This window comes from Planotetraspora kaengkrachanensis, from assembly GCF_016862895.1.
GTDB classification, from domain to species: Bacteria; Actinomycetota; Actinomycetes; order Streptosporangiales; family Streptosporangiaceae; genus Planotetraspora; species Planotetraspora kaengkrachanensis.
In genome coordinates this window covers 33,802-51,695 of the sequence record NZ_BONV01000043.1, presented here as the reverse complement: position 1 = coordinate 51,695, position 17,894 = coordinate 33,802, and the positions used below count along the sequence as shown (strand labels likewise).

Sequence of the window (17,894 nt, the reverse complement as noted above, 5' to 3'; positions counted from 1 at the left end):
CCTCGAAGGTACTTGGCGGCGGCTTCGGCCTCAGGGCCGTAGGTCTACGTGCCGGGATGCTCTTCCAAGGCCATCAGATCTCCTGTTAGCAAGATCCGCAGTTTGACCGGACAAACACAAGGCCCCTGACGGCAAAATGCCTGATCAGGGGCCTTTTTATGTGGAGCCGCGTTGGCGAATCGAACCCCAGACCTTCTGTTTACAAGGAAAGGCAGCTACCTCGTCAGGGACGCGCCCTCCTGGTCAATTGGTAGATGCGAGCTGGCGGCGGCTGATCGTGTAAGTCGACGTTGCTGTACGGGTTGCTGTACAGCACTCCTCCGCGAGCCCACGACCCCTTCGATGCGAAGCAAATCCGGTGAGTCGATCTAAGTCGGGCTGAGTCGAACGGGGACGCCCTCACCTGCATGAACGCCCAGAGGAAGTCGCGATGAGTCCAGGAGCATCGCAACGTACTGGCTCCCCTTCAGCAGGCTCATCTCGCGCATAATCCGAAGTGAACGGACGGTCCCGAGTGAGAGCCGCTGTACCACGTACTGAGCTGCAACCATCCTCGTCGGACCTTCGAGCTGAGCCGTCCTCCGCCCCCCTGACCACTTGCGAGCGTCTCCTCGGTAGGGATCACTCACCGACATTGGTGTCCGGCCATCAGCGGATTTCGGTGATCTGTCGTGAGTTCAGCCCTGGAACTCGTTGACGCCGAGAGCGAAGTCCCAATGGCCGAGCCCGTTACCGGCAAGGCCCATCGTGACCACACCCATACCTTCCAGCCAGTGCGCCATCTTCAAACCGCCGACGTCCAGAGGGCGCAACCCGAGGCTCTCGACGAACGTCGCAAATCTCGCCTTGGCCTGCGCGTCGTCGCCGGCGAAGAACACGTTGGGCCGCCCGTTCTCCAGGACGCCACGGAAGATGGTGTTGAATGCCTTCACCACGCTCGCGCCGGCCGGCGCCACCTTGGCGACCTCCTGCGCGACCGAGGTCTGCTCACTGTGGGCCAGCCCGTCGAACGTAGCGTTGAACGGGTTGCTGATGTCGACGATCGTCTTGCCTGCGAGGGCATCCCCGTACGCGGCGACCACCGGCACGACAGCTCCGTACAACAGGCAAGTGATGACGATGTCCCCGGCCGGGACGGCACCCCACCTACCCGTCGTCGTACCGCCGCCCAGAACCTTGGCCAGGGCATCGGCCTTGGACTGATCGCGGCCCATGACCTCGACCGTGTTGCCGCCCGCCACCGCGAGCGTGCCGATCGTACGGGCCATGTTGCCGGTGCCAATGAAGGTGATGGTGCTCATGAGACTGTCCTCTTCCTGTTCCCAAGGTCTCGCGTGTGAGTCAGATGGCGGTGACGCCGCCGTCGGCGACCAGTTCCAGTCCGTTGACGTATCGGGAGTCGTCGGAGGCGAGGAACAGGGCGATGGTGGCGATTTCCTCGGGGCTGCCCATCTTTCCGCGCGGGATGAGCGACTCGAATGCGACCTTGGTTTCCTCGTCGAACAGTTCTTCCTGTTTGGCGGTGGCGACCTGGCCAGGGGTCAGGACGTTGACGCGGATCTTGCGGTCGCGCAGTTCGTTGAGCCAGACGCGGGCCCAGGCCTGCTGGACGGCTTTGCTTCCCGCGTAGAGGCTCCAGCCGGGGAAGGCACCGAGTGAGGCGTTCGATCCGGTCATGAAGATCGAGCCGTGGTCGTTGATCAGCGGCAGCGCCTTCTGCACGGTGAACAGCGTGCCGCGCGCGTTGAGCGAGAACGCGCGATCGAACTGCTCCTCGGTGATCTCGCCGAGAACGGCAGCCTCGCCCATCCCGGCACTCGCCCACAGCACGTCGATCGAGCCCTTTTCCCGTTTGACGGTGTCGAACAGGCGGTCCAGATCGTCGAGCTCGGACGCGTCGCCCTGGACGGCGGTGACGTTGCGACCGATCAGCTTGACGGCGTCGTCGAGTGCTTCCTGCCGCCGGGCCTGAATGAAGACGTAAGCGCCTTCCTCGACGAACAGTTTGGCACCGGCCAGCGCCATCCCGGCGGATCCACCAGTGATCACCGCCACCTTGCCATCGAGCTTTCCCATGATCACTCCGTTGAGTTAGCGGGTCGATTAAGTACACCGATCTGTTTACGTAACGTATCTGACGGTCGGCGCCCCCGCAAGCTATGTACACCGGTCGGTACCGAACGGCCTATGCTAGGGACATGACGGAGTTCGAGAAGGGCCCTCGGGGCCAGCGCCGCGGCCGTGGCGCACGCGAGCGCATCGTCAGCGCCTCACAGCAGCTCTTCCGCGATCAAGGCATCAACCGCACCGGCATGAACGAGGTCTGCGCCGCGGCCCAGGTGTCCAAGCGGACGGCCTACCAGCATTTCGCCAGCAAGGACGAACTGGTCGCCGAATACCTGCGCCGGTTCGATCCCGACGTCATGCCAGGAGTGTTCGACCGCGCCGACCTCTCGCCGCGAGAACGACTTCTCGCCGCCTTCGCCATGCCCGCGTCCACGCCCCTCTGCCCCTACATCGCGGCGGCCGTGGAACTCCACGACCCCGAGCACCCCGCCTCCCAGTACGCACGCGACTACAAGACCGCCATCGCCGCGCGACTCACCGAAACCGCCCGCGAAGCCGGCGCCCGCAATCCCGAACAACTCGGCGAACAACTAGCGCTGCTCATCGACGGCGCCGCCGCCCGCACCCGAGTCCTCAACCACGATTCCTTCCCCACCGCCGCCGCCATCGCCGCCGTGCTCATCGACAACGCCATCCCGGCTGCGCCTTCCGAGCAGTCCAGCGATGACCGCAGAGCTCCGGGGTCCGCCCCCGTTCCGATCGGTGGTTGATGACGACCCGCTCACGCTTTGTCACCTGATCGCGACCACGACGGCTGCCGCCGACTCCTCGTCATCTACCGCGGCATCGCTTCGATGACCGATTCCTGAGACGCGCGATGCCGCGGCGTTCCGGCGCGGCGGTGAGCAACTGGATCAGAACGTCGCCGTCCGCTCCGCCGATGTCGGCGACGAACCGGCCCTCCGGAAGGTGGGTACTCGACGGCATCCGGTTCAGATGAAGATGGACAGGGAAGACGGATCGTCACAACGTGGCCCCGGATCCCATGGGTAGCCGGGCGATCATCTCCTCGTCGGGCACACGCCGGTCATGCCGGGCCGTACACCGATCTGCCCTTTGCCAGGCACGGTTTAGATCGGCGATTGCCATGCGGCCCGCTCAGCCTCGACGCGGCGACTGAGGACGTTGCTGTACAAAGCCGCTGTACGGAGATCGAAAAGGCCCCCTGCGATCATCGCAAGGGGCCTTTGACATGGGAGCCGCCTTGGGGAATCGAACCCCAGACCTTCTGTTTACAAGACAGATGCTCTGCCGATTGAGCTAAGGCGGCGTATCGGCACGAGTCTAGTGGGCGACGGCCTGTACCGTCACCGCGAAATCATCGCCTGCGGTGCTGCGCGACCTCGTAGAGGGCGATGCCCGCGGCCACTCCGGCGTTGAGGGACTCCGCGGCCGCGAACATGGGGATCCGCGCCACCTGATCGCACGACTCGCGGACCAGACGCGACAGGCCCTTGCCCTCCGAGCCCACGACCACGACGAGCGGTTCGGTCACCAGTTCTACCTGGGCGATGTCCAGGGTGGCGGTGCCGTCCAGCCCGACGACGAACAGGCCTTCCTCCCGGTACGCCTGGAGGGTCTGGGTCAAGTTCGCCGCCCGCGCGACCCTCAGGTTGGCGAGGGTACCCGCCGAGGTCTTCCACGCCCCGGCGGTGACGCCGGCGGAGCGGCGCGACGGGATCAGGAGTCCGTGGGCGCCGAACGCGGTCGCCGAACGCGCGATCGCCCCGAGATTGCGCGGGTCGGTGACTCCGTCCAGAGCGACGATCAGCGGCACCTCCGCCGCGTCGCGCGCCCTCTCGACGAGCTCTTCCGGATGGGCGTAGTCGTAGGCGGGGATCTGTAGACCCAGACCCTGATGGACTCCGCCGTCGGTCAGTCGGTCGAGCTTGTCACGGGAGACCTCGAGCAGCGCGATTCCGCGATCGGCCGCGATCTTGATCGACTCGCGCACCCGGTCGTCGTTCTCGAGCCGCTGCGCCACGTAGAGCGCGTTGGCGGGCACACCGGCACGCAACGCCTCAAGCACGGGGTTGCGCCCGCCGATGACCTCGGGCGCGTCCTCACGACGGGCCTTGGCCGCGGCGCGAGCGGGCCGGCCAGGACGTCCGGCGGCCTCGCGCTCGAGCCGCTCGGCCCGCGCCTTGTCCTTGTACCAATGCCTCATGTGCGCAGGAGGCGTCGCGCCCCGGCCCTCCAGGGAGCTCCGGCCCTTGCCGCCTGTGCCCCTGGTGGCACCCTGCTTTTTCGAGGGCTTCCCTGAAGCCTTGCCAGCCATGGTCTCTAGGGTACCGGCCCCTCTCAGCGGGCCAGTTCCCATCGCGGACCCGCGGGGGTGTCCTCGACGACGATCCCCGCGGCGGCGAGCTGGTCACGGATCGCGTCCGCGGCGGCGTAGTCCTTGCGCGCCCGCGCCGCCTGGCGTTGCTCGAGCGCGACGGCCACCAGGGCGTCGACGACTTCGCGGAGGCCGTCGTCGCCGGTCGTACGCCACTGCTCGGACCTCGGGTCGAGCCCCAGCACGTCGAGCATGTTCTGCGTCTCGGCCAGCAGCCGGGCGACCTGCTCCTTGTTGCCGTGTGCCAGGGCGACGTTGCCCTCGCGCACCACCTCGTGGATCACGGCGAGCGCCTGGGAGACGTTGAGGTCGTCGTCCATGGCGTCCACGAAGGCCTGGGGCAGCGGCGCCGCGGCGTCGACGTCGTGGATCACCTCGGCCGCCCGGGTGACGAAGCCCTCGATGCGCCGGTATCCGGCCGCCGCCTCCTGAAGCGCCTCTTCCGAGTAGTCGATCGGCGAGCGGTAGTGGGCCGCGACCAGGTAGTACCGCAGCTCGACCGGGCGCACCTTACGCAGCATCTCGGGGATCAGCAGCGAGTTGCCGAGCGACTTGCTCATCTTCTCGCCGCCCAGCGTCAGCAGGCCGTTGTGCAGCCAGTACCGGGCGAACCCGTCGCCGGCCGCCTGCGACTGGGCGATCTCGTTCTCGTGGTGTGGGAAGATCAGATCGACGCCGCCGCCGTGGATGTCGAAGGTGCCGCCGAGGTACTTGGTGGCCATCGCCGAGCACTCCAGGTGCCAGCCGGGACGGCCGCGGCCCCATGGGGTCGGCCAGGTCGGCTCACCCGGCTTGGCGCCCTTCCACAGGGCGAAGTCGCGGGCGTCGTGCTTGAGCGAGTCGGTGTCGGTGTCGCCCGCCGCCCGCATGTTCTCCAGCTTCTGGTTGGAGAGTTTGCCGTACCGGTCGGCGTAGGACATGACGTCGAAGTAGACGTCCCCGCCGGCCGCGTAGGCGTGCCCCTTGTCGATCAGCCGCCGCATCAGTTCGATCATTTCGGGGACGTGGCCCATCGCGCGCGGCTCGACGGTCGGCGGAAGGCAGCCGAGCTGGTCGTACGCCCAGGTGAATGCCCGCTGGTTCCGCTCGGCGACGACGAACCACGGCACGTCCTCGGCGGCGGCGACCTTGATGATCTTGTCGTCGAGATCCGTCACGTTGCGGCAGAAGATCACGTCGTATCCCTGCCGCGTCAGCCACCTGCGGAGCACGTCGAAGTTGACGCCGGACCTGATGTGCCCGATGTGCGGCGGAGCCTGAACGGTCGCACCACACAGGTACATCGAGACCCGGCCGGGCTCGACCGGTACGAATTCACGGACCGTACGCGTGATGGTGTCGTAGAGGTTCAGGCTCACGAAGGCAAGGCTAACGCCTAATGCCACAGCACAGAGCTACTTGTGTGCCCGTGAGCGGTCCACGAGTCGCCTTTCCGTCATCTGCGACTGACACTTCAGACTCATAAGTCACGCTATAAGCGGCGATAACTCCGTTGGAACAGATTTACCTTCCCCTGGCTCCCTCCGACGATCACCCCGGACGCCCTCCGCACCCCTCCGGGGACGCGCGCCCCCGGCCGGTACGGCTAAGCCGCGAGGGGCGGATCCGACGTCTGTCAGCCTCGGACATGACGCCGCATTTCAGGAGACATCCACCCTCACAGGGCCGGTCAAACGGTCGGCATGATTCTGTAGGCTCGGAACGCCATGGACGCGAATCCCCCCGGAGCGGCAGGCACCACCTCCCGCCCGTCCACATCGACCTCCGCAGGAATCCCGCTCGTGCTCCGCCGTCTGGTGATCGCCCTCGCCGGCCTCATCGTGGCGGTGCTCGCGGGAGCGGCCTGCGCGCTCTCCTTCGACGATCTCCGTACTCTCGCCGTCATCGGTCGGGCGGAACCCAGACTCGCCTACCTTTACCCGACGGCCTTCGACGCCCTTCTGGTGCTCTCGCTGGTCAGCGTGCCGCTGCTGCGCGGGGGGCGCTTCCTCGTCCGGGCGCAGGCCGCCCTCGTCCTGCTCGCCCTGTTCGCGGCGGCCGCGGCGGCGACCGTGGCGACGGCCACCGACACGACCTTCGACTCGGGCAGGGCCGCGATCGTCGTCGCGCTGTTGCCGTGGGCGCTGCTCGCCGTGGGGCTCTGGATGCTCCTCCTCCTTCTGAAGCACGCGCGGGCGTCCCGTACCGCCCTGGACGGCCTCGTCGAAGAGAGCGACATCGTGCCCTTCACCGAGGCGCGCGCTCCGCGAGACCGAGGCGAGGCCGAGGAGCCGACCGCGCCCTATGCGGTCGTCCCCGCGATCGCGACGTCGCCCGAGCAGGCTCCGCCGCTCCCGGTCCCTCCGCCCTCCGACGGCGCCGGCGTCACCGGTGACGCTCACGGGGGCCCAGAAGCGGCGCAGGAGCCCGAGGCCCTGCCCGAGGCCCTGCCCGTGGTCCATCCCACGGCCGCGCCCGAGACGCCGGAGGTGACCGAGCCCTCCTCGCCGCCCGAGACGCGGGAGGTCACCGAGCCCTCCTCGCCGCCCGAGCCCGTACGGCCGGCCTCTCCCCGGCGCAATCGGCCGAACCGGCCCATCACCTGGGGAGACTTCGTCCGTCCCACCACAGGTGACGTGCTCGTCCACCCCCGCCTTCCGCAACCCGGCGCTCCCGCGGCCGACGAGCCTCCCGCCCCGGCGACCCCGGCCGCCGGGGAATCCGCGCCGGAGCCTGCGGCGGCGGCATTCGGCGAAGATGCGCGCGACGCGTCCTCTCCGGTCACGTGGGAGGCGGCGGCACTCTCAAGCGGGCAGAGCGAGCCTGTGGCGGACCCGGGGCGTGACGACCTCGCACCCGTCGAGCCGGCCGATCTCACCGAGGCCGACGTGGCCGAGGTCGAGGCGGCCGAGGTGGACACGCAGCCGTTGCTCCGGCTGACGGACGATCCCGACCCCGCCCATACCGCCGATCTCGCCGACCCGGAGGAGAACTCGGCGCCGCGGCGACAGCCGTACGGCACTGAGCCCGGCAGCGGGGAGAACACCGTCCCGCTCGCACCTCCGTCCGGACGGATGCGGAGCACCCCGCTGCCGCCCGATGAGGAATCAGACTGAGGCACGACACGTGACAGGCCCCTCCCGGAGTCTCCGGGAGGGGCCTGTCACGTTTTGAATGTCGTGCGCGGTGAATACAGCCCGCGGCGGACCTACACGCGTGTTCGGCCACGGATGCCGGCGACGAGGCCGACACCGACAACCGCCAGCACCACCTGCATGATCAGTTCGATCCAGTCGATTCCCCGGGTGGTGGCCACGCCCAAGTGCTGGGCGATGAACGTGCCGATCAGCGCCGCCACGATACCGACGACGATGGTGAGAATCATGCCGATCGGCTGCCTGCCCGGCAGGAACAGACGGCCCAGGGCCCCGATGACCGCACCGATGATGATGGCGCCAAGGATGGACTCGATTGTCATATCGACCTCCTGTTGGGGGGTTGCCCCCATTCACTCTCAGGAGATGAGCTACCCTGCCCCGGCGAAATATGCGCCCATAGAAGAGAAAAGAGGACGGCGACCCGTACCGCGCCTGGTTTGAGTCGCCGCCCGCATACTAATGAGACGCAGCCGGCCCCGTTCCGGTTGGCATGTCCGATTAGGCGGGTCTGTCCAGCGGGAAAACGATCGCGTTGGCGATCGCCGCGACACCCTCTCCCCGGCCGGTGAGGCCGAGTCCGTCCGTGGTGGTCGCACTGACGCTCACAGGAGCCCCTACAGCGGCCTCCAGCGCCTTCTCAGCCTCCGTACGGCGAGGCGCCAGCTTGGGGCGGTTTCCGATGATCTGAACCGCGACGTTGCCGATTTCGAAGCCCGCGGCCCGGACCTGACGCGCCGTCTCCTCGAGGAGCGCGACACCCGACGCGCCGGCCCACCGAGGGTCCGACGTCCCGAAGAGCCCGCCGATGTCGCCCAGGCCTGCCGCCGAGAGAAGGGCGTCACAACAGGCGTGTGCGGCGGCGTCCCCATCCGAATGTCCGGCGAGCCCGGTCTCTCCTGGCCAGTGGAGCCCCGCCAGATGAAGCTCCCTACCAAACGCAAAAGGGTGGACATCGGTACCGACGCCCACCCTTGGCGATGTCGTATTCAGGAGTTCAGCACCTCGTCGAGCAAAGCCTCGGCCTTGTCCTCATTGGTCTTCTCCGCCAGCGCGAGCTCGCTGACCAGAATCTGCCGAGCCTTGGCGAGCATTCGCTTCTCGCCCGCGGAAAGGCCGCGCTCCTTGTCGCGTCGCCACAGGTCGCGGACGACCTCGGCCACCTTGTTGACGTCGCCGGACGCCAGCTTCTCGAGGTTGGCCTTGTAGCGGCGGGACCAGTTGGTGGGCTCCTCGGTGTGCGGCATACGCAGCACGTCGAAAACCCGCTCGAGCCCTTCTTGACCGACGACGTCGCGTACACCGACGAGTTCGGCATTTTCAGCTGGCACTTGGACGGTGAGGTCGCCCTTGTCGACCTTCAACACCAAGTAGGTCTTTTCCTCACCCTTGATGGTTCGGGTCGTGATTGCCTCGATCCGAGCAGCCCCATGGTGGGGGTAGACGACAGTGTCGCCGACCTGGAAAGTCATGTGACGAGTACCCCTTCCGCTGTACTTAAGAGTACCACGCGATTACAGGCTCCCGGAACAGTGAAATGAACATAACTGCAGGTCAAAGCCCCGTTTTGGGACTTGACAACCGGTCGACTCTGTGAATGGCATTCCCGACATACAGGATGACCTGCGTCGCAGCCGACCCCGGGACGGGGTACCGAGTGAGGACCGCCGGAGTGCACAGATAGGCTGATTCCCGCCCATATACGTGCGCACCAAGGAGAACTCGAACCGTGACCAGCACCAGCCATCGCAGGGCGATCGCCGTTGCCGCGTTCCTCGCCTCAATCCCTGCCCTGGCCGCGTGTGGCGCCGGGTTCGACGCCAACACCAACAAGGCCTACGCACCCACCGAGGCCGGCGTCCTCATCCAGGACGACGGCGCGACCAGGAGCTACGGCCAGAACGGCGTCATGATCAGCCAGGCGTTCATCCTCGGGCCCGACTCGGGTGGACAGATCGCCGCCGGAGGTTCGGCAGCGCTCTACCTCAGCATCGTGAACCGCGCGACCACCCCCGACACCCTCACCGGAGTCGTATCCGACGGCCAGGAGGTCACCTCCGTCAAGCTGCCGGCCCCGGTGCCGCTGGCCACCGACCAGCTCGCCAAGGTGCCGCAGGCCACCGTCGACGGCCTCAAGCAGCCCCTGCTGGGCGGCGAGAACGTGCGGCTGACGTTCCAGTTCACCAACGCGGGCGACGTCACCATGTGGGTGCCCGTCATCGCCCGCAGCCGTGAGTACGCCACGCTGCCGCCCGCTCCCTCGCCTACGCCGACTCCCACGGTCAGCCCCTCGGCGACGGCCACCGAGACGCCGGCCCCGGACTCCACGGAGACCCCGCAGACGTGACACAGGGCTCCGCGAACGTCTGAGGCCCTGTCCGGTACGGCATGCCGTACCGGACAGGGCCTCGAACCTTTCAGCCGATCATTCCTCGGTGGGGTCGAACTTGTAGCCCAGGCCCCGCACGGTGAGGATGCAACGCGGGTTCGACGGGTCGGACTCGACCTTGGCCCGCAGGCGCTTCACATGGACGTCGAGCGTCTTGGTGTCGCCCACATAGTCGGCACCCCAGACGCGGTCGATCAACTGGCCGCGGGTCAACACCCTGCCGGCGTTGCGCAGCAGCACCTCGAGCAGCTCGAACTCCTTCAGCGGAAGCTGCACGTGCTCGCCGCGGACGGCCACGATGTGCCGGTCCACGTCCATCCGCACCGGCCCCGCGGCGAGGATCGCGGACTCCAGCTCCTCCACGTCGCCCTGACGGCGCAGGACGGCCCTGATGCGCGCCACCAGCTCCCGCGACGAGAAGGGCTTGGTCACGTAGTCGTCGGCGCCCAGCTCGAGCCCCACGACCTTGTCGATCTCGCTGTCCTTCGCGGTCAGCATGATGACCGGGACCTTGGAGCGCTGCCGCAGCGAACGGCACACCTCCGTGCCGGGCAGGCCCGGAAGCATGAGGTCGAGTAAAACGATGTCGGCCCCGTTGCGGTCAAAGGTGTCCAGCGCCTCGGGACCGGTGGCCGCGACCGCGACCTCGAAACCTTCCTTGCGCAGCATGTAGGACAAGGCGTCGGAGAACGACTCCTCGTCCTCGACGACGAGTACCCGAGTCACTTCGTGACCTCCAGGGGGCTGGTAGTGCGTGGTGCGGCGATCGCCGTCCCGCCGAATGCGGGCAGGCGAAGCGTGAAGGTCGAACCGGAGCCTTCCTTGCTCCAGACAGTCACCTCGCCGCCATGGGCGACGGCGACGTGCTTCACGATGGCGAGCCCGAGCCCCGTGCCACCGGTCGCTCGGGACCGGGCGGCGTCGACCCGGAAGAATCTTTCGAAAATGCGCTCCTGGGCACTCTCGGGAATCCCGATGCCCTGATCGCTGACGCTCACCTCGACGGACCGCCCGGCCGGCCTGGCGCTCACCACGACCCGGGTGTGCTCCGGGCTGTACGCCACGGCGTTGTCGATGAGATTGCGCAGCGCGGTGACGAGGAGCTCGTCGTCACCCCAGATCTGCAGGCCCTCGGCCCCTCCGGCCACCAGGGTGATGTCCTTCGCGGACGCCTTGGTGTTGCACCGGTCGATGGCCTCGTGCACGGCCGCGTCGATGGGCACGGGCCCCGGAGTGGGGACGGGTTCCCCGCCCTGGATCCGGGACAGCGTGATCAGGTCCTGCACCAGGTAGGTGAGCCGGGCCGCCTCGTGCTGCATGCGGCCGGCGAACCGCGTGACGGCCTCGGGATCGTCGGCCGCGTCCTGGATCGTCTCGGCCAGCAGGCTGAGAGCGCCGACCGGCGTCTTGAGCTCGTGGCTGACGTTGGCGACGAAGTCTCTGCGGACCGCCTCGACCATGCGGCGCTCGGTCTGGTCCTCGGCGAGCACGAGCACCTGCCCGGTAGAGCCCAGCGGCGCGACCCGCACGGCGAAGGTGGTCGACTCCTGGCCGAACTTGCGGCCGGCCGTCTCGATCTCGCTCTCGCGGATCTCGCCGTCCCTGCGGACCTTCCTGGCCAGGGCAAGCAACTCGGCGGCCATGAGGGAGTCACCGCGGACCAGCCCGAAGGCCCGGGCCGCGGAACTGGCCCGCAGGACACGGTCGTCCCGGTCCAGGACCACTGCGGAGGAGGGGAGGACGGCCAGGACGGACGCCACACCCGGGGACAACATGTCGTCGACGGGCTCGGGATCCTCGTCCTTGTCGGTCTGGCGACGAATGGCCAGCATGACGAAGGAGCCGAGGACGAAACCGCCCATCGCAGCCAAGCTCGCCAGCAACTCGTTCACGCTTGAATGCTAGGCGGCGTTTCCCGTTATCTGACCAGTGAGATAGCCCATGACCATGGTGTTTCCAGGAATGTTCATTTGACGGCAGGGATTCGTTCACGAAATCCCGCGTAGCGTGGCCGCATGCGCGACGCCTATCACGAAGAGCTGGAATCCCTGACGGACCGGCTGGTGGAGATGACCCGGCTGGTCAGGTCGGCCATGTCCCGGGGCACCACTGCACTTCTCGACGCCGACCTGCAACTCGCGGAGAGTGTGATCTCTCAGGACAACGAGGTCGACCGGATCTACAACGAGATCGAGTCCTCCATTTACGAGTTGATGGCGTTGCAGCAGCCTGTCGCCGTCGACCTGCGAACCGTGGTGACGGCCCTGCGGATGGCATCCGACCTGGAGCGCATGGGCGACCTCGCCGAGCACATCGCCAAGATCGCACGGATGCGCCACCCCGTCTCCGCGATCCCCGCCGAACTCCGCGACACCATCGTGGAGATGGGCGCGATCGCCGAGAACCTGATCACCAAGACCGGCAGCTGCATCGCTTCCCGCGACATCGAGCTCGCCAAGGAGCTCGAAGAGGACGACGACGCGATGGACCGCCTGCACCGGCGGCTGTTCCGCGTCCTGCTCTCCGACGACTGGGACCACGGCGTCGAGGCCGCGATCGACGTGACGCTGGCCGGCCGCTACTACGAGCGCTACGCCGACCACGCCGTCCGGGTCGCCCGTGACGTGGTCTACCTCGTCACCGGATCGCGCACGGACGACGAGACCGCCGGCTGACCCTTCCCACATGGGCTCGAAAGCCCCGGTCCTCGGGGGGCCGGGGCTTTCGCGTGTCTATTGGCGCTCGCGCGTGCTCGGGGCGCCTCGAGGCCGCTGGGTCGTGCCGGAGGCGCGCCATGAACGCAACCCTCGTCACGTCCTCGCTCGTACCTCGCTGCGGGCGTTCCTCAGTCCAGCTCCCGGCCGCGCCCCTCGCGTTCCATGTTGCTCATGCGTCGACATGGTCCCCGCGTCCTTGCTCGCTATGGACGTCGCGAGGAAACCAAGGCTGACCTGCGGTGGGCAACCGTCACGCGAGGGGCGCGGCGGTGTCTGGACTGAGGAGTGAGCGGGGAGTGAGGAACGAGCGACCCCGAACGACGAGGGAAGGCATCGCCAAAAAGAGCGCCCCGAGCCCGCGCGAGCGAAGCGAGCGCCATCAACAGAGCTACTTCTTGCCCTGGTTGGCGACGGCTTCGATCGCGGCCTTGGCCGCCTCGGGGTCGAGGTACTCCCCCGCGCCCGTCGGGCGGAAGTCGCCGTCCAGCTCGTAACGGAGCGGGATTCCGGTCGGGATGTTCAGCTGCGCGATGTCCTCGTCGCTGATCCCCTCCAGGTGCTTCACCAGGGCGCGCAGCGAGTTTCCGTGCGCCACGACCAGCACGGTCTTCCCGGCCAGGTCCGGCACGATCTGGTCGTACCAGTACGGCAGCATGCGGTCGACGACGTCCTTCAGGCACTCGGTCCTGGGCAACAGCTCGGAGGGGAGCTCGGCGTAACGGGCGTCGCCGGCCTGGGAGTACTCGTCGTCGTCCGCGATCGGCGGCGGGGGCACGTCGTAGGAACGCCGCCACAGCATGAACTGCTCGTCGCCGAACTCCGCCCGGGTCTGGGCCTTGTCCTTGCCCTGGAGGGCACCGTAGTGGCGCTCGTTCAGCCGCCACGAGCGGCGCACCGGCAGCCACAGCAGACCGGCGGCCTCCAGCGCGAGGTTGGCCGTCTTGATCGCACGGGTGAGCACCGATGTGTGCACCACCTCGGGCCGGATGCCCGCGTCGAGCAGCAACTGCCCGCCGCGCCGCGCCTCGTCCTCACCGGTCGGCGAAAGGGTGACGTCCACCCAGCCTGTGAACAGGCCCTTGACGTTCCATTCGCTCTCGCCATGCCTCAGCAGCACCAAAGTAGCCATGCCGGCAATCCTAACGGCGCGCTGCTTTCTGTCCCCTTGACGTCGGCCCCGTCAGGACTCGATCACCCGGGCGAAGGGGCGCAGGTTCGCGAGGGACTCGCCCCGCTTGACCCGCCACTCCCATTCACGGCGGATCGAGGACGCGAATCCCAGCTCCAGCGCCCGGTCGAACGACTCGTCCGAGTAGGTCAGCACGCAGCCGAGCACCCGGTCGATCTCCTCCTCGGTCACGGAGTCGAGGGGCAGGCGGCCGACCAGGTGGACGTCGCCGATCGGATCGATCGCGAAGTGCACGCCGTACATCGAGCCGTTCTTGAGCAGCAGCCACCGGTAGAACTCGGCGTGGTTCTCGTCGGGCTGGCGGCAGAAGAACGCCTCGACGTTGAGCGCCTGGTCGCCGATGATGAGCCAGGTCAGCGTGGCGAGCTTGTGCTGGCCCGGCAGTTTGACGAGGAAGGCGCCCGGCTTGGGCCGCTCGTAGGAGAGCTCCGCGGACTCGAGCGCGGACGCCACCACGCCTTCCAGATCGGGTCTCATGGTCCCAGCCTACGAGTTGACCGCGACGGGAGCCCATTGCCGCTGGGCCATGGCGCCCGCGTACACGTCCGCGAGGCAGGCGGCCGTCTCCGACCAGCCGAAGCCCACGGCATGCCGTACGGCGTTGGCGGACAGGAAGTCCAGCCAGCCCGGGCGGTCGACCAGCCGGCCGAGGGCCCGCGCCCAGGTGTCCGGATCATGGCCGTCGACGAGGAGGCCGGACAGGCCGTCCCGTACGGCTGTGCGCAGGCCGCCGACGGACGCGGCGACGACGGGCGTGCCGCAGGCCTGCGACTCCAGCGCGACCAGGCCGAACGACTCGTTGTGTGAGGGCACGACGGTGATGTCGGCCGCCCGGTACCAGTCGGCGAGCTCGTGCTGGGGGGCCGGCGGGGCGAGCCGGACGATGTCGCTGATGCCCAGCTCGGCGGCGAGATCGGTCAGCAGGGCGGGACGGGCGAGCCCGTTGCCGCTGGGACCGCCGACGCAGGCGACCACCAGGCGCGAACGCAGGGTCGGATCCTGCTCGACCATCCGCGCCGCGGCCTTGAGCAGGATGTCGGGGGCCTTGAGCGGCTGGATGCGGCCGACGAACAGCAGCACGTGGGCGTCCTGAGGCAGGTCGAGCCTGTGCCGGGCGGCGCCCTTGGACGCGGGCTGGAAGACCTTCAGGTTCACCCCGGGGTTGACCACGGCGACCCGGTCGGTGGGCGCGTCGTAGAGGTCGATCAGCTCCCGGGCCTCCGCGGCGGTGTTGGCGACGAGGCGGTCGGCCACCTCCACGACCTGCTCCTCGCCGAGCACCCGGATGGCCGGTTCCGGCCTGTCTCCGGCCGCGAGCAGCGCGTTCTTGACCTTCGCCATGGTGTGCATGGTGTGCACGAGCGGCACGCCCCAGCGCTCCTTGGCCAGCCATCCGACCTGGCCGGACAGCCAATAGTGGGAGTGGATGACGTCATAGCGGCCAGGGTCGTACATCGCCTCGGTGCGCAGCACGCCGGACAGGAAGCCGCAGAGCTGACCGGGGAGGTCGGCGCGGTCCAGCTCCTCGTACGGCCCGGCCGTGACGTGACGCACCATGACGCCGGGGGCGAGCTCCGCCACGGGAGGCAGGTCGCGGGCGGTCTGGCGGGTGAAGATCTCCACCTCGATGCCGAGCTCGGCCAGGCGTTTCGCGACCTCGACGATGTAGACGTTCATGCCGCCCGCGTCGCCGGTGCCCGGCTGGTCGAGCGGAGACGTGTGAACACTGATCGTCGCCACCCGGTTGACCCGACGCCGTCTGAGCGCCACCCGAACCACCTCCGAGATCGTTATAACCGAAAGGATCTCAGCGAGATTCCCTGGCCCCTCGGCGACCGGCTCCGGGACGCGACCCTGAAAGAATGTCGGCCCTTGACGGATTTTCTCAGGGGCGCGGAGGAACCATGACGAAGACCGCAGTGGTGACCGGGGCGAGCAGCGGCATCGGCGAGGCGACGGCCCGCCGCCTCGCGGCCGAGGGGTTCGACGTCGTCGCCGCGGCACGGCGGCGTGAGCGTCTCGACAAACTGGCCGCCGAGGTCCCGTCGATCCGGCCCGCCACACTCGACGTGACCTCCGACGAGTCAGTGGCCGCCTTCGCGTCGTCACTGGACCGTTGCGACGTGCTGGTCAACAACGCGGGCGGCGCCTTCGGCCTGGAACCGGTCGCCGGCGGCCTGCTGGACGACTGGCAGCGCATGTACGACGTGAACGTGCTCGGCTCACTGCGGATGACGCAGGCCCTCCTGCCCAAGCTGATCGAGTCGGGCGACGGCGTCCTGCTGATGCTCACGTCGGTGGCCGGGCTCGTCTCCTACGAGGGTGGCGGCGGCTACTGCGCGGCCAAGCACGCCCAGTCGTCGATGACCGAGACGCTCCGCCTGGAGCTCGTCGGCGAGCCGGTGCGGATCATCGAGGTGGCGCCGGGGATGGTGCAGACCGAGGAGTTCTCGCTGACCCGCTTCCGCGGCGACGCGGCGAAGGCCGCCAAGATCTACGAGGGCGTACCGAACCCGCTGACCGCCGACGACATCGCCGACGTGATCGCCTTCGCCGTCACGCGGCCCTCCCATGTGAACATCGACCGGCTGGTCGTCCGGCCGCGCGCGCAGGCGGCGCAGCACAAGGTGTACCGCGTCCCGCAGGGCGCGTGACGGCGCGCCCCTCCCTGCGGCCGGTCGGGGAGGTCACCCGCGGGACCACGGGCCACAACCGGCTGCGGCGGTCCGATCGGTGGATCTCCGCCGTCTACGGCCCGCTGCTCAGGTCCTCGGCCGACGTGCGGCCGCTGGTGGTGGATCTCGGCTACGGCGCCTCGCACATCACGACCTACGAGCTGTTCACCCGGCTCCGGCGGGTGCACCCGGCCGTCGAGGTCGTCGGCGTGGAGATCGACCCCGCGCGGGTCGCCGCGGCCAAGCCGTACGAGCAGGAGGGGTTGTCGTTCAGGAGAGGCGGCTTCGAACTGCCGGTCTCGCGGTCCCCGCTGGTCGTGCGGGCGTTCAACGTGCTCCGGCAGTACGGCGAGGCCGAGGCCTGGCGGCACTGGGACCTGATGCGGTCGAGGATCGACCCCGCCGGAGTGATCGTCGAGGGAACCTGCTCCGAGGTGGGCCATCGCGCGGTGTGGGCGGCACTCGGGGCGGAGGGTCCGCGGACGCTGACGTTCGCGGCCCGCTTCACCGGCTTCGAGCGTCCCTCCGACCTCGCGGAGCGGCTCCCCAAGACGCTCATCCACCGCAACGTGCCCGGTGAGCGCGTCCACGCGTTCCTGACCGACTGGGACCGCGCCTGGGCCGCCTGCGCCCCCTACGGCTCGTACGGTCACCGCCAGCGCTGGATCAGGACGGCCGAGGCGCTGACGGGCGACTGGCCGATCGTCTCGGGGCCCCCGGCCGGGGGTCCCGCGCGGTGGCGGCTGGGCGAGCTCACGCTGCCCTGGTCCGCCGTCGGCCCGTAGTTCGCCGTTCACCATCGATTGATAACGTCCGATTCATGCGTTTCGTCCTTGCCCCCGAGATGACCGGCGAACTGTTCGAGGAGCTCCTCGACTGCTGGACCGAGGTCACCAACGCGGGCGGCGCCGTCGGATTCGTCCCTCCCGTGACACCGGACGACATCAGGCCGACGGCCGAGAAGGCGTTCGGCCGGACCTCCGACCACGTGCTGGTCGGCTTCGACGACGAGGACCGCGTGGCCTGCTGGCTCATCCTGGCGGACAACGGGTCCGGGCTGCGGGCGCACTGGCGGTGGGTGGTGCGGGTCATGGTCCACCCCAAGTACCAGGGCCTGGGCTACGGCAGGGCCCTGATGCTCGCGGCGGACGACGCCGCGAGAGAGCTCGGGCTGGAGGCGCTCCAGCTCACCTGCCGGGGCGGCACTGGTGTGGACGGCTTCTACGCGAGCGTGGGCTACCACGAGGTCGGCCGGGTCGCGCGCTCGATCCGGCTCGCCCCCGGTGAGGAACGCGATGAGATCTACCTGATCAAGTGGCTCTGAC

19 protein-coding genes and 1 tRNA gene are annotated in these 17,894 nt (G+C 68.4%); 7 read left to right on the top strand and 13 right to left on the bottom strand.

Going from position 1 to position 17,894, the window contains the following annotated elements:
* Positions 1-677: 677 nt before the first annotated feature.
* Positions 678-1,301: an NADPH-dependent F420 reductase gene (locus Pka01_RS33990; protein ID WP_203887069.1), complete on the bottom strand. Its 624-nt coding sequence runs from the start codon at positions 1,299-1,301 to the stop codon at positions 678-680.
* A 40-nt stretch (positions 1,302-1,341) separates the two neighbouring features.
* Positions 1,342-2,076, bottom strand: a complete 735-nt coding sequence (locus Pka01_RS33985; protein WP_275414524.1) for an SDR family NAD(P)-dependent oxidoreductase — start codon at positions 2,074-2,076, stop codon at positions 1,342-1,344.
* A gap of 122 nt (positions 2,077-2,198) precedes the next feature.
* Between Pka01_RS33985 and Pka01_RS33980 the strand changes: the two genes are divergently transcribed.
* A complete protein-coding gene (locus tag Pka01_RS33980; protein ID WP_203887068.1) occupies positions 2,199-2,837 on the top strand; it encodes a TetR/AcrR family transcriptional regulator in 639 nt (212 codons plus the stop codon).
* Between the two features lie 487 nt (positions 2,838-3,324).
* Here Pka01_RS33980 and Pka01_RS33975 read toward each other — a convergent pair.
* The 3 genes from Pka01_RS33975 to cysS form a co-directional block, all read right to left on the bottom strand.
* Positions 3,325-3,397 (bottom strand) — tRNA-Thr (locus Pka01_RS33975).
* A gap of 48 nt (positions 3,398-3,445) precedes the next feature.
* Complete coding sequence (gene rlmB, locus Pka01_RS33970; RefSeq protein WP_203887067.1) at positions 3,446-4,405, bottom strand: 23S rRNA (guanosine(2251)-2'-O)-methyltransferase RlmB; 960 nt, start codon at positions 4,403-4,405, stop codon at positions 3,446-3,448.
* Positions 4,406-4,428: 23 nt separating this feature from the next.
* Entirely contained in the window at positions 4,429-5,823 is a 1,395-nt protein-coding gene (cysS, locus tag Pka01_RS33965) for a cysteine--tRNA ligase (protein WP_203887066.1), read from the bottom strand.
* 348 nt (positions 5,824-6,171) lie between these two features.
* Between cysS and Pka01_RS33960 the strand changes: the two genes are divergently transcribed.
* Positions 6,172-7,560, top strand: coding sequence for a hypothetical protein (locus Pka01_RS33960; RefSeq protein WP_203887065.1), 1,389 nt, complete (start codon positions 6,172-6,174; stop codon positions 7,558-7,560).
* 92 nt (positions 7,561-7,652) lie between these two features.
* Here the strand turns inward: Pka01_RS33960 and Pka01_RS33955 are convergent, their stop codons facing one another.
* The 3 genes from Pka01_RS33955 to Pka01_RS33945 all read right to left on the bottom strand — a co-directional run bounded on the left by Pka01_RS33955 (position 7,653) and on the right by Pka01_RS33945 (position 9,071).
* On the bottom strand, positions 7,653-7,922 hold the full coding sequence (locus Pka01_RS33955; RefSeq protein ID WP_203887064.1) for a GlsB/YeaQ/YmgE family stress response membrane protein: 270 nt from the start codon (positions 7,920-7,922) through the stop codon (positions 7,653-7,655).
* Between the two features lie 178 nt (positions 7,923-8,100).
* Entirely contained in the window at positions 8,101-8,571 is a 471-nt protein-coding gene (ispF, locus tag Pka01_RS33950) for a 2-C-methyl-D-erythritol 2,4-cyclodiphosphate synthase (RefSeq protein WP_203887063.1), read from the bottom strand.
* Between the two features lie 17 nt (positions 8,572-8,588).
* On the bottom strand, positions 8,589-9,071 hold the full coding sequence (locus Pka01_RS33945) for a CarD family transcriptional regulator (protein ID WP_030510364.1): 483 nt from the start codon (positions 9,069-9,071) through the stop codon (positions 8,589-8,591).
* Between the two features lie 257 nt (positions 9,072-9,328).
* On the opposite strand from Pka01_RS33945, the gene Pka01_RS33940 reads away from it, so the two are divergent.
* A complete protein-coding gene (locus tag Pka01_RS33940; RefSeq protein WP_239115794.1) occupies positions 9,329-9,946 on the top strand; it encodes a copper chaperone PCu(A)C domain-containing protein in 618 nt (205 codons plus the stop codon).
* A gap of 78 nt (positions 9,947-10,024) precedes the next feature.
* Here the strand turns inward: Pka01_RS33940 and Pka01_RS33935 are convergent, their stop codons facing one another.
* A complete protein-coding gene (locus Pka01_RS33935) occupies positions 10,025-10,714 on the bottom strand; it encodes a response regulator (RefSeq protein WP_203887062.1) in 690 nt (229 codons plus the stop codon).
* Positions 10,711-11,820, bottom strand: coding sequence for a sensor histidine kinase (locus tag Pka01_RS33930; RefSeq protein WP_239115813.1), 1,110 nt, complete (start codon positions 11,818-11,820; stop codon positions 10,711-10,713). The genes Pka01_RS33935 and Pka01_RS33930 overlap by 4 nt, the downstream gene beginning before the upstream one ends.
* A gap of 183 nt (positions 11,821-12,003) precedes the next feature.
* On the opposite strand from Pka01_RS33930, the gene phoU reads away from it, so the two are divergent.
* Entirely contained in the window at positions 12,004-12,663 is a 660-nt protein-coding gene (phoU, locus tag Pka01_RS33925) for a phosphate signaling complex protein PhoU (RefSeq protein ID WP_203887061.1), read from the top strand.
* Positions 12,664-13,093: 430 nt separating this feature from the next.
* Here phoU and Pka01_RS33920 read toward each other — a convergent pair whose 3' ends face one another.
* From Pka01_RS33920 to mshA, 3 genes are read right to left on the bottom strand one after another with little or no spacing between them, the layout of a single operon-like run.
* Positions 13,094-13,834, bottom strand: coding sequence for a phosphoglyceromutase (locus Pka01_RS33920; RefSeq protein ID WP_203887060.1), 741 nt, complete (start codon positions 13,832-13,834; stop codon positions 13,094-13,096).
* 51 nt (positions 13,835-13,885) lie between these two features.
* The gene (locus Pka01_RS33915) at positions 13,886-14,371 is read right to left on the bottom strand and encodes a type III secretion system chaperone family protein (protein WP_203887059.1); all 486 of its coding nucleotides are present in this window, start codon (positions 14,369-14,371) and stop codon (positions 13,886-13,888) included.
* A gap of 9 nt (positions 14,372-14,380) precedes the next feature.
* Positions 14,381-15,664: a D-inositol-3-phosphate glycosyltransferase gene (gene mshA / locus Pka01_RS33910; protein WP_203887058.1), complete on the bottom strand. Its 1,284-nt coding sequence runs from the start codon at positions 15,662-15,664 to the stop codon at positions 14,381-14,383.
* 134 nt (positions 15,665-15,798) lie between these two features.
* Between mshA and Pka01_RS33905 the strand changes: the two genes are divergently transcribed.
* Genes Pka01_RS33905 through Pka01_RS33895 form a run of 3 tightly spaced genes read left to right on the top strand, consistent with a single transcriptional unit; the run spans position 15,799 to position 17,893 of the window.
* Positions 15,799-16,548 carry an SDR family NAD(P)-dependent oxidoreductase gene (locus tag Pka01_RS33905; RefSeq protein WP_203887057.1) on the top strand — a complete coding sequence of 250 codons (750 nt, stop codon included), beginning with the start codon at positions 15,799-15,801 and terminating at the stop codon, positions 16,546-16,548.
* Complete coding sequence (locus Pka01_RS33900; RefSeq protein WP_203887056.1) at positions 16,545-17,354, top strand: class I SAM-dependent methyltransferase; 810 nt, start codon at positions 16,545-16,547, stop codon at positions 17,352-17,354. The genes Pka01_RS33905 and Pka01_RS33900 overlap by 4 nt, the downstream gene beginning before the upstream one ends.
* Positions 17,355-17,389: 35 nt before the next feature.
* Positions 17,390-17,893: a GNAT family N-acetyltransferase gene (locus Pka01_RS33895; RefSeq protein ID WP_203887055.1), complete on the top strand. Its 504-nt coding sequence runs from the start codon at positions 17,390-17,392 to the stop codon at positions 17,891-17,893.
* Position 17,894 lies beyond the last annotated feature (1 nt).

Excerpts from the sequence above, each read along its gene's own strand:
- Pka01_RS33920 (WP_203887060.1), bottom strand. The coding sequence starts at position 13,834 with ATGGCTACTTTGGTGCTGCTGAGGCATGGCGAGAGCGAATGGAACGTC.
- Pka01_RS33955 (WP_203887064.1), bottom strand. The coding sequence starts at position 7,922 with ATGACAATCGAGTCCATCCTTGGCGCCATCATCATCGGTGCGGTCATC.
- Pka01_RS33985 (WP_275414524.1), bottom strand. The coding sequence starts at position 2,076 with ATGGGAAAGCTCGATGGCAAGGTGGCGGTGATCACTGGTGGATCCGCC.
- Pka01_RS33980 (WP_203887068.1), top strand. The coding sequence starts at position 2,199 with ATGACGGAGTTCGAGAAGGGCCCTCGGGGCCAGCGCCGCGGCCGTGGC.
- Pka01_RS33915 (WP_203887059.1), bottom strand. The coding sequence starts at position 14,371 with ATGAGACCCGATCTGGAAGGCGTGGTGGCGTCCGCGCTCGAGTCCGCG.
- Pka01_RS33945 (WP_030510364.1), bottom strand. The coding sequence starts at position 9,071 with ATGACTTTCCAGGTCGGCGACACTGTCGTCTACCCCCACCATGGGGCT.
- Pka01_RS33930 (WP_239115813.1), bottom strand. The coding sequence starts at position 11,820 with ATGCTGGCCATTCGTCGCCAGACCGACAAGGACGAGGATCCCGAGCCC.
- Pka01_RS33990 (WP_203887069.1), bottom strand. The coding sequence starts at position 1,301 with ATGAGCACCATCACCTTCATTGGCACCGGCAACATGGCCCGTACGATC.
- Pka01_RS33895 (WP_203887055.1), top strand. The coding sequence starts at position 17,390 with ATGCGTTTCGTCCTTGCCCCCGAGATGACCGGCGAACTGTTCGAGGAG.
- Pka01_RS33905 (WP_203887057.1), top strand. The coding sequence starts at position 15,799 with ATGACGAAGACCGCAGTGGTGACCGGGGCGAGCAGCGGCATCGGCGAG.
- phoU (WP_203887061.1), top strand. The coding sequence starts at position 12,004 with ATGCGCGACGCCTATCACGAAGAGCTGGAATCCCTGACGGACCGGCTG.
- rlmB (WP_203887067.1), bottom strand. The coding sequence starts at position 4,405 with ATGGCTGGCAAGGCTTCAGGGAAGCCCTCGAAAAAGCAGGGTGCCACC.
- Pka01_RS33960 (WP_203887065.1), top strand. The coding sequence starts at position 6,172 with ATGGACGCGAATCCCCCCGGAGCGGCAGGCACCACCTCCCGCCCGTCC.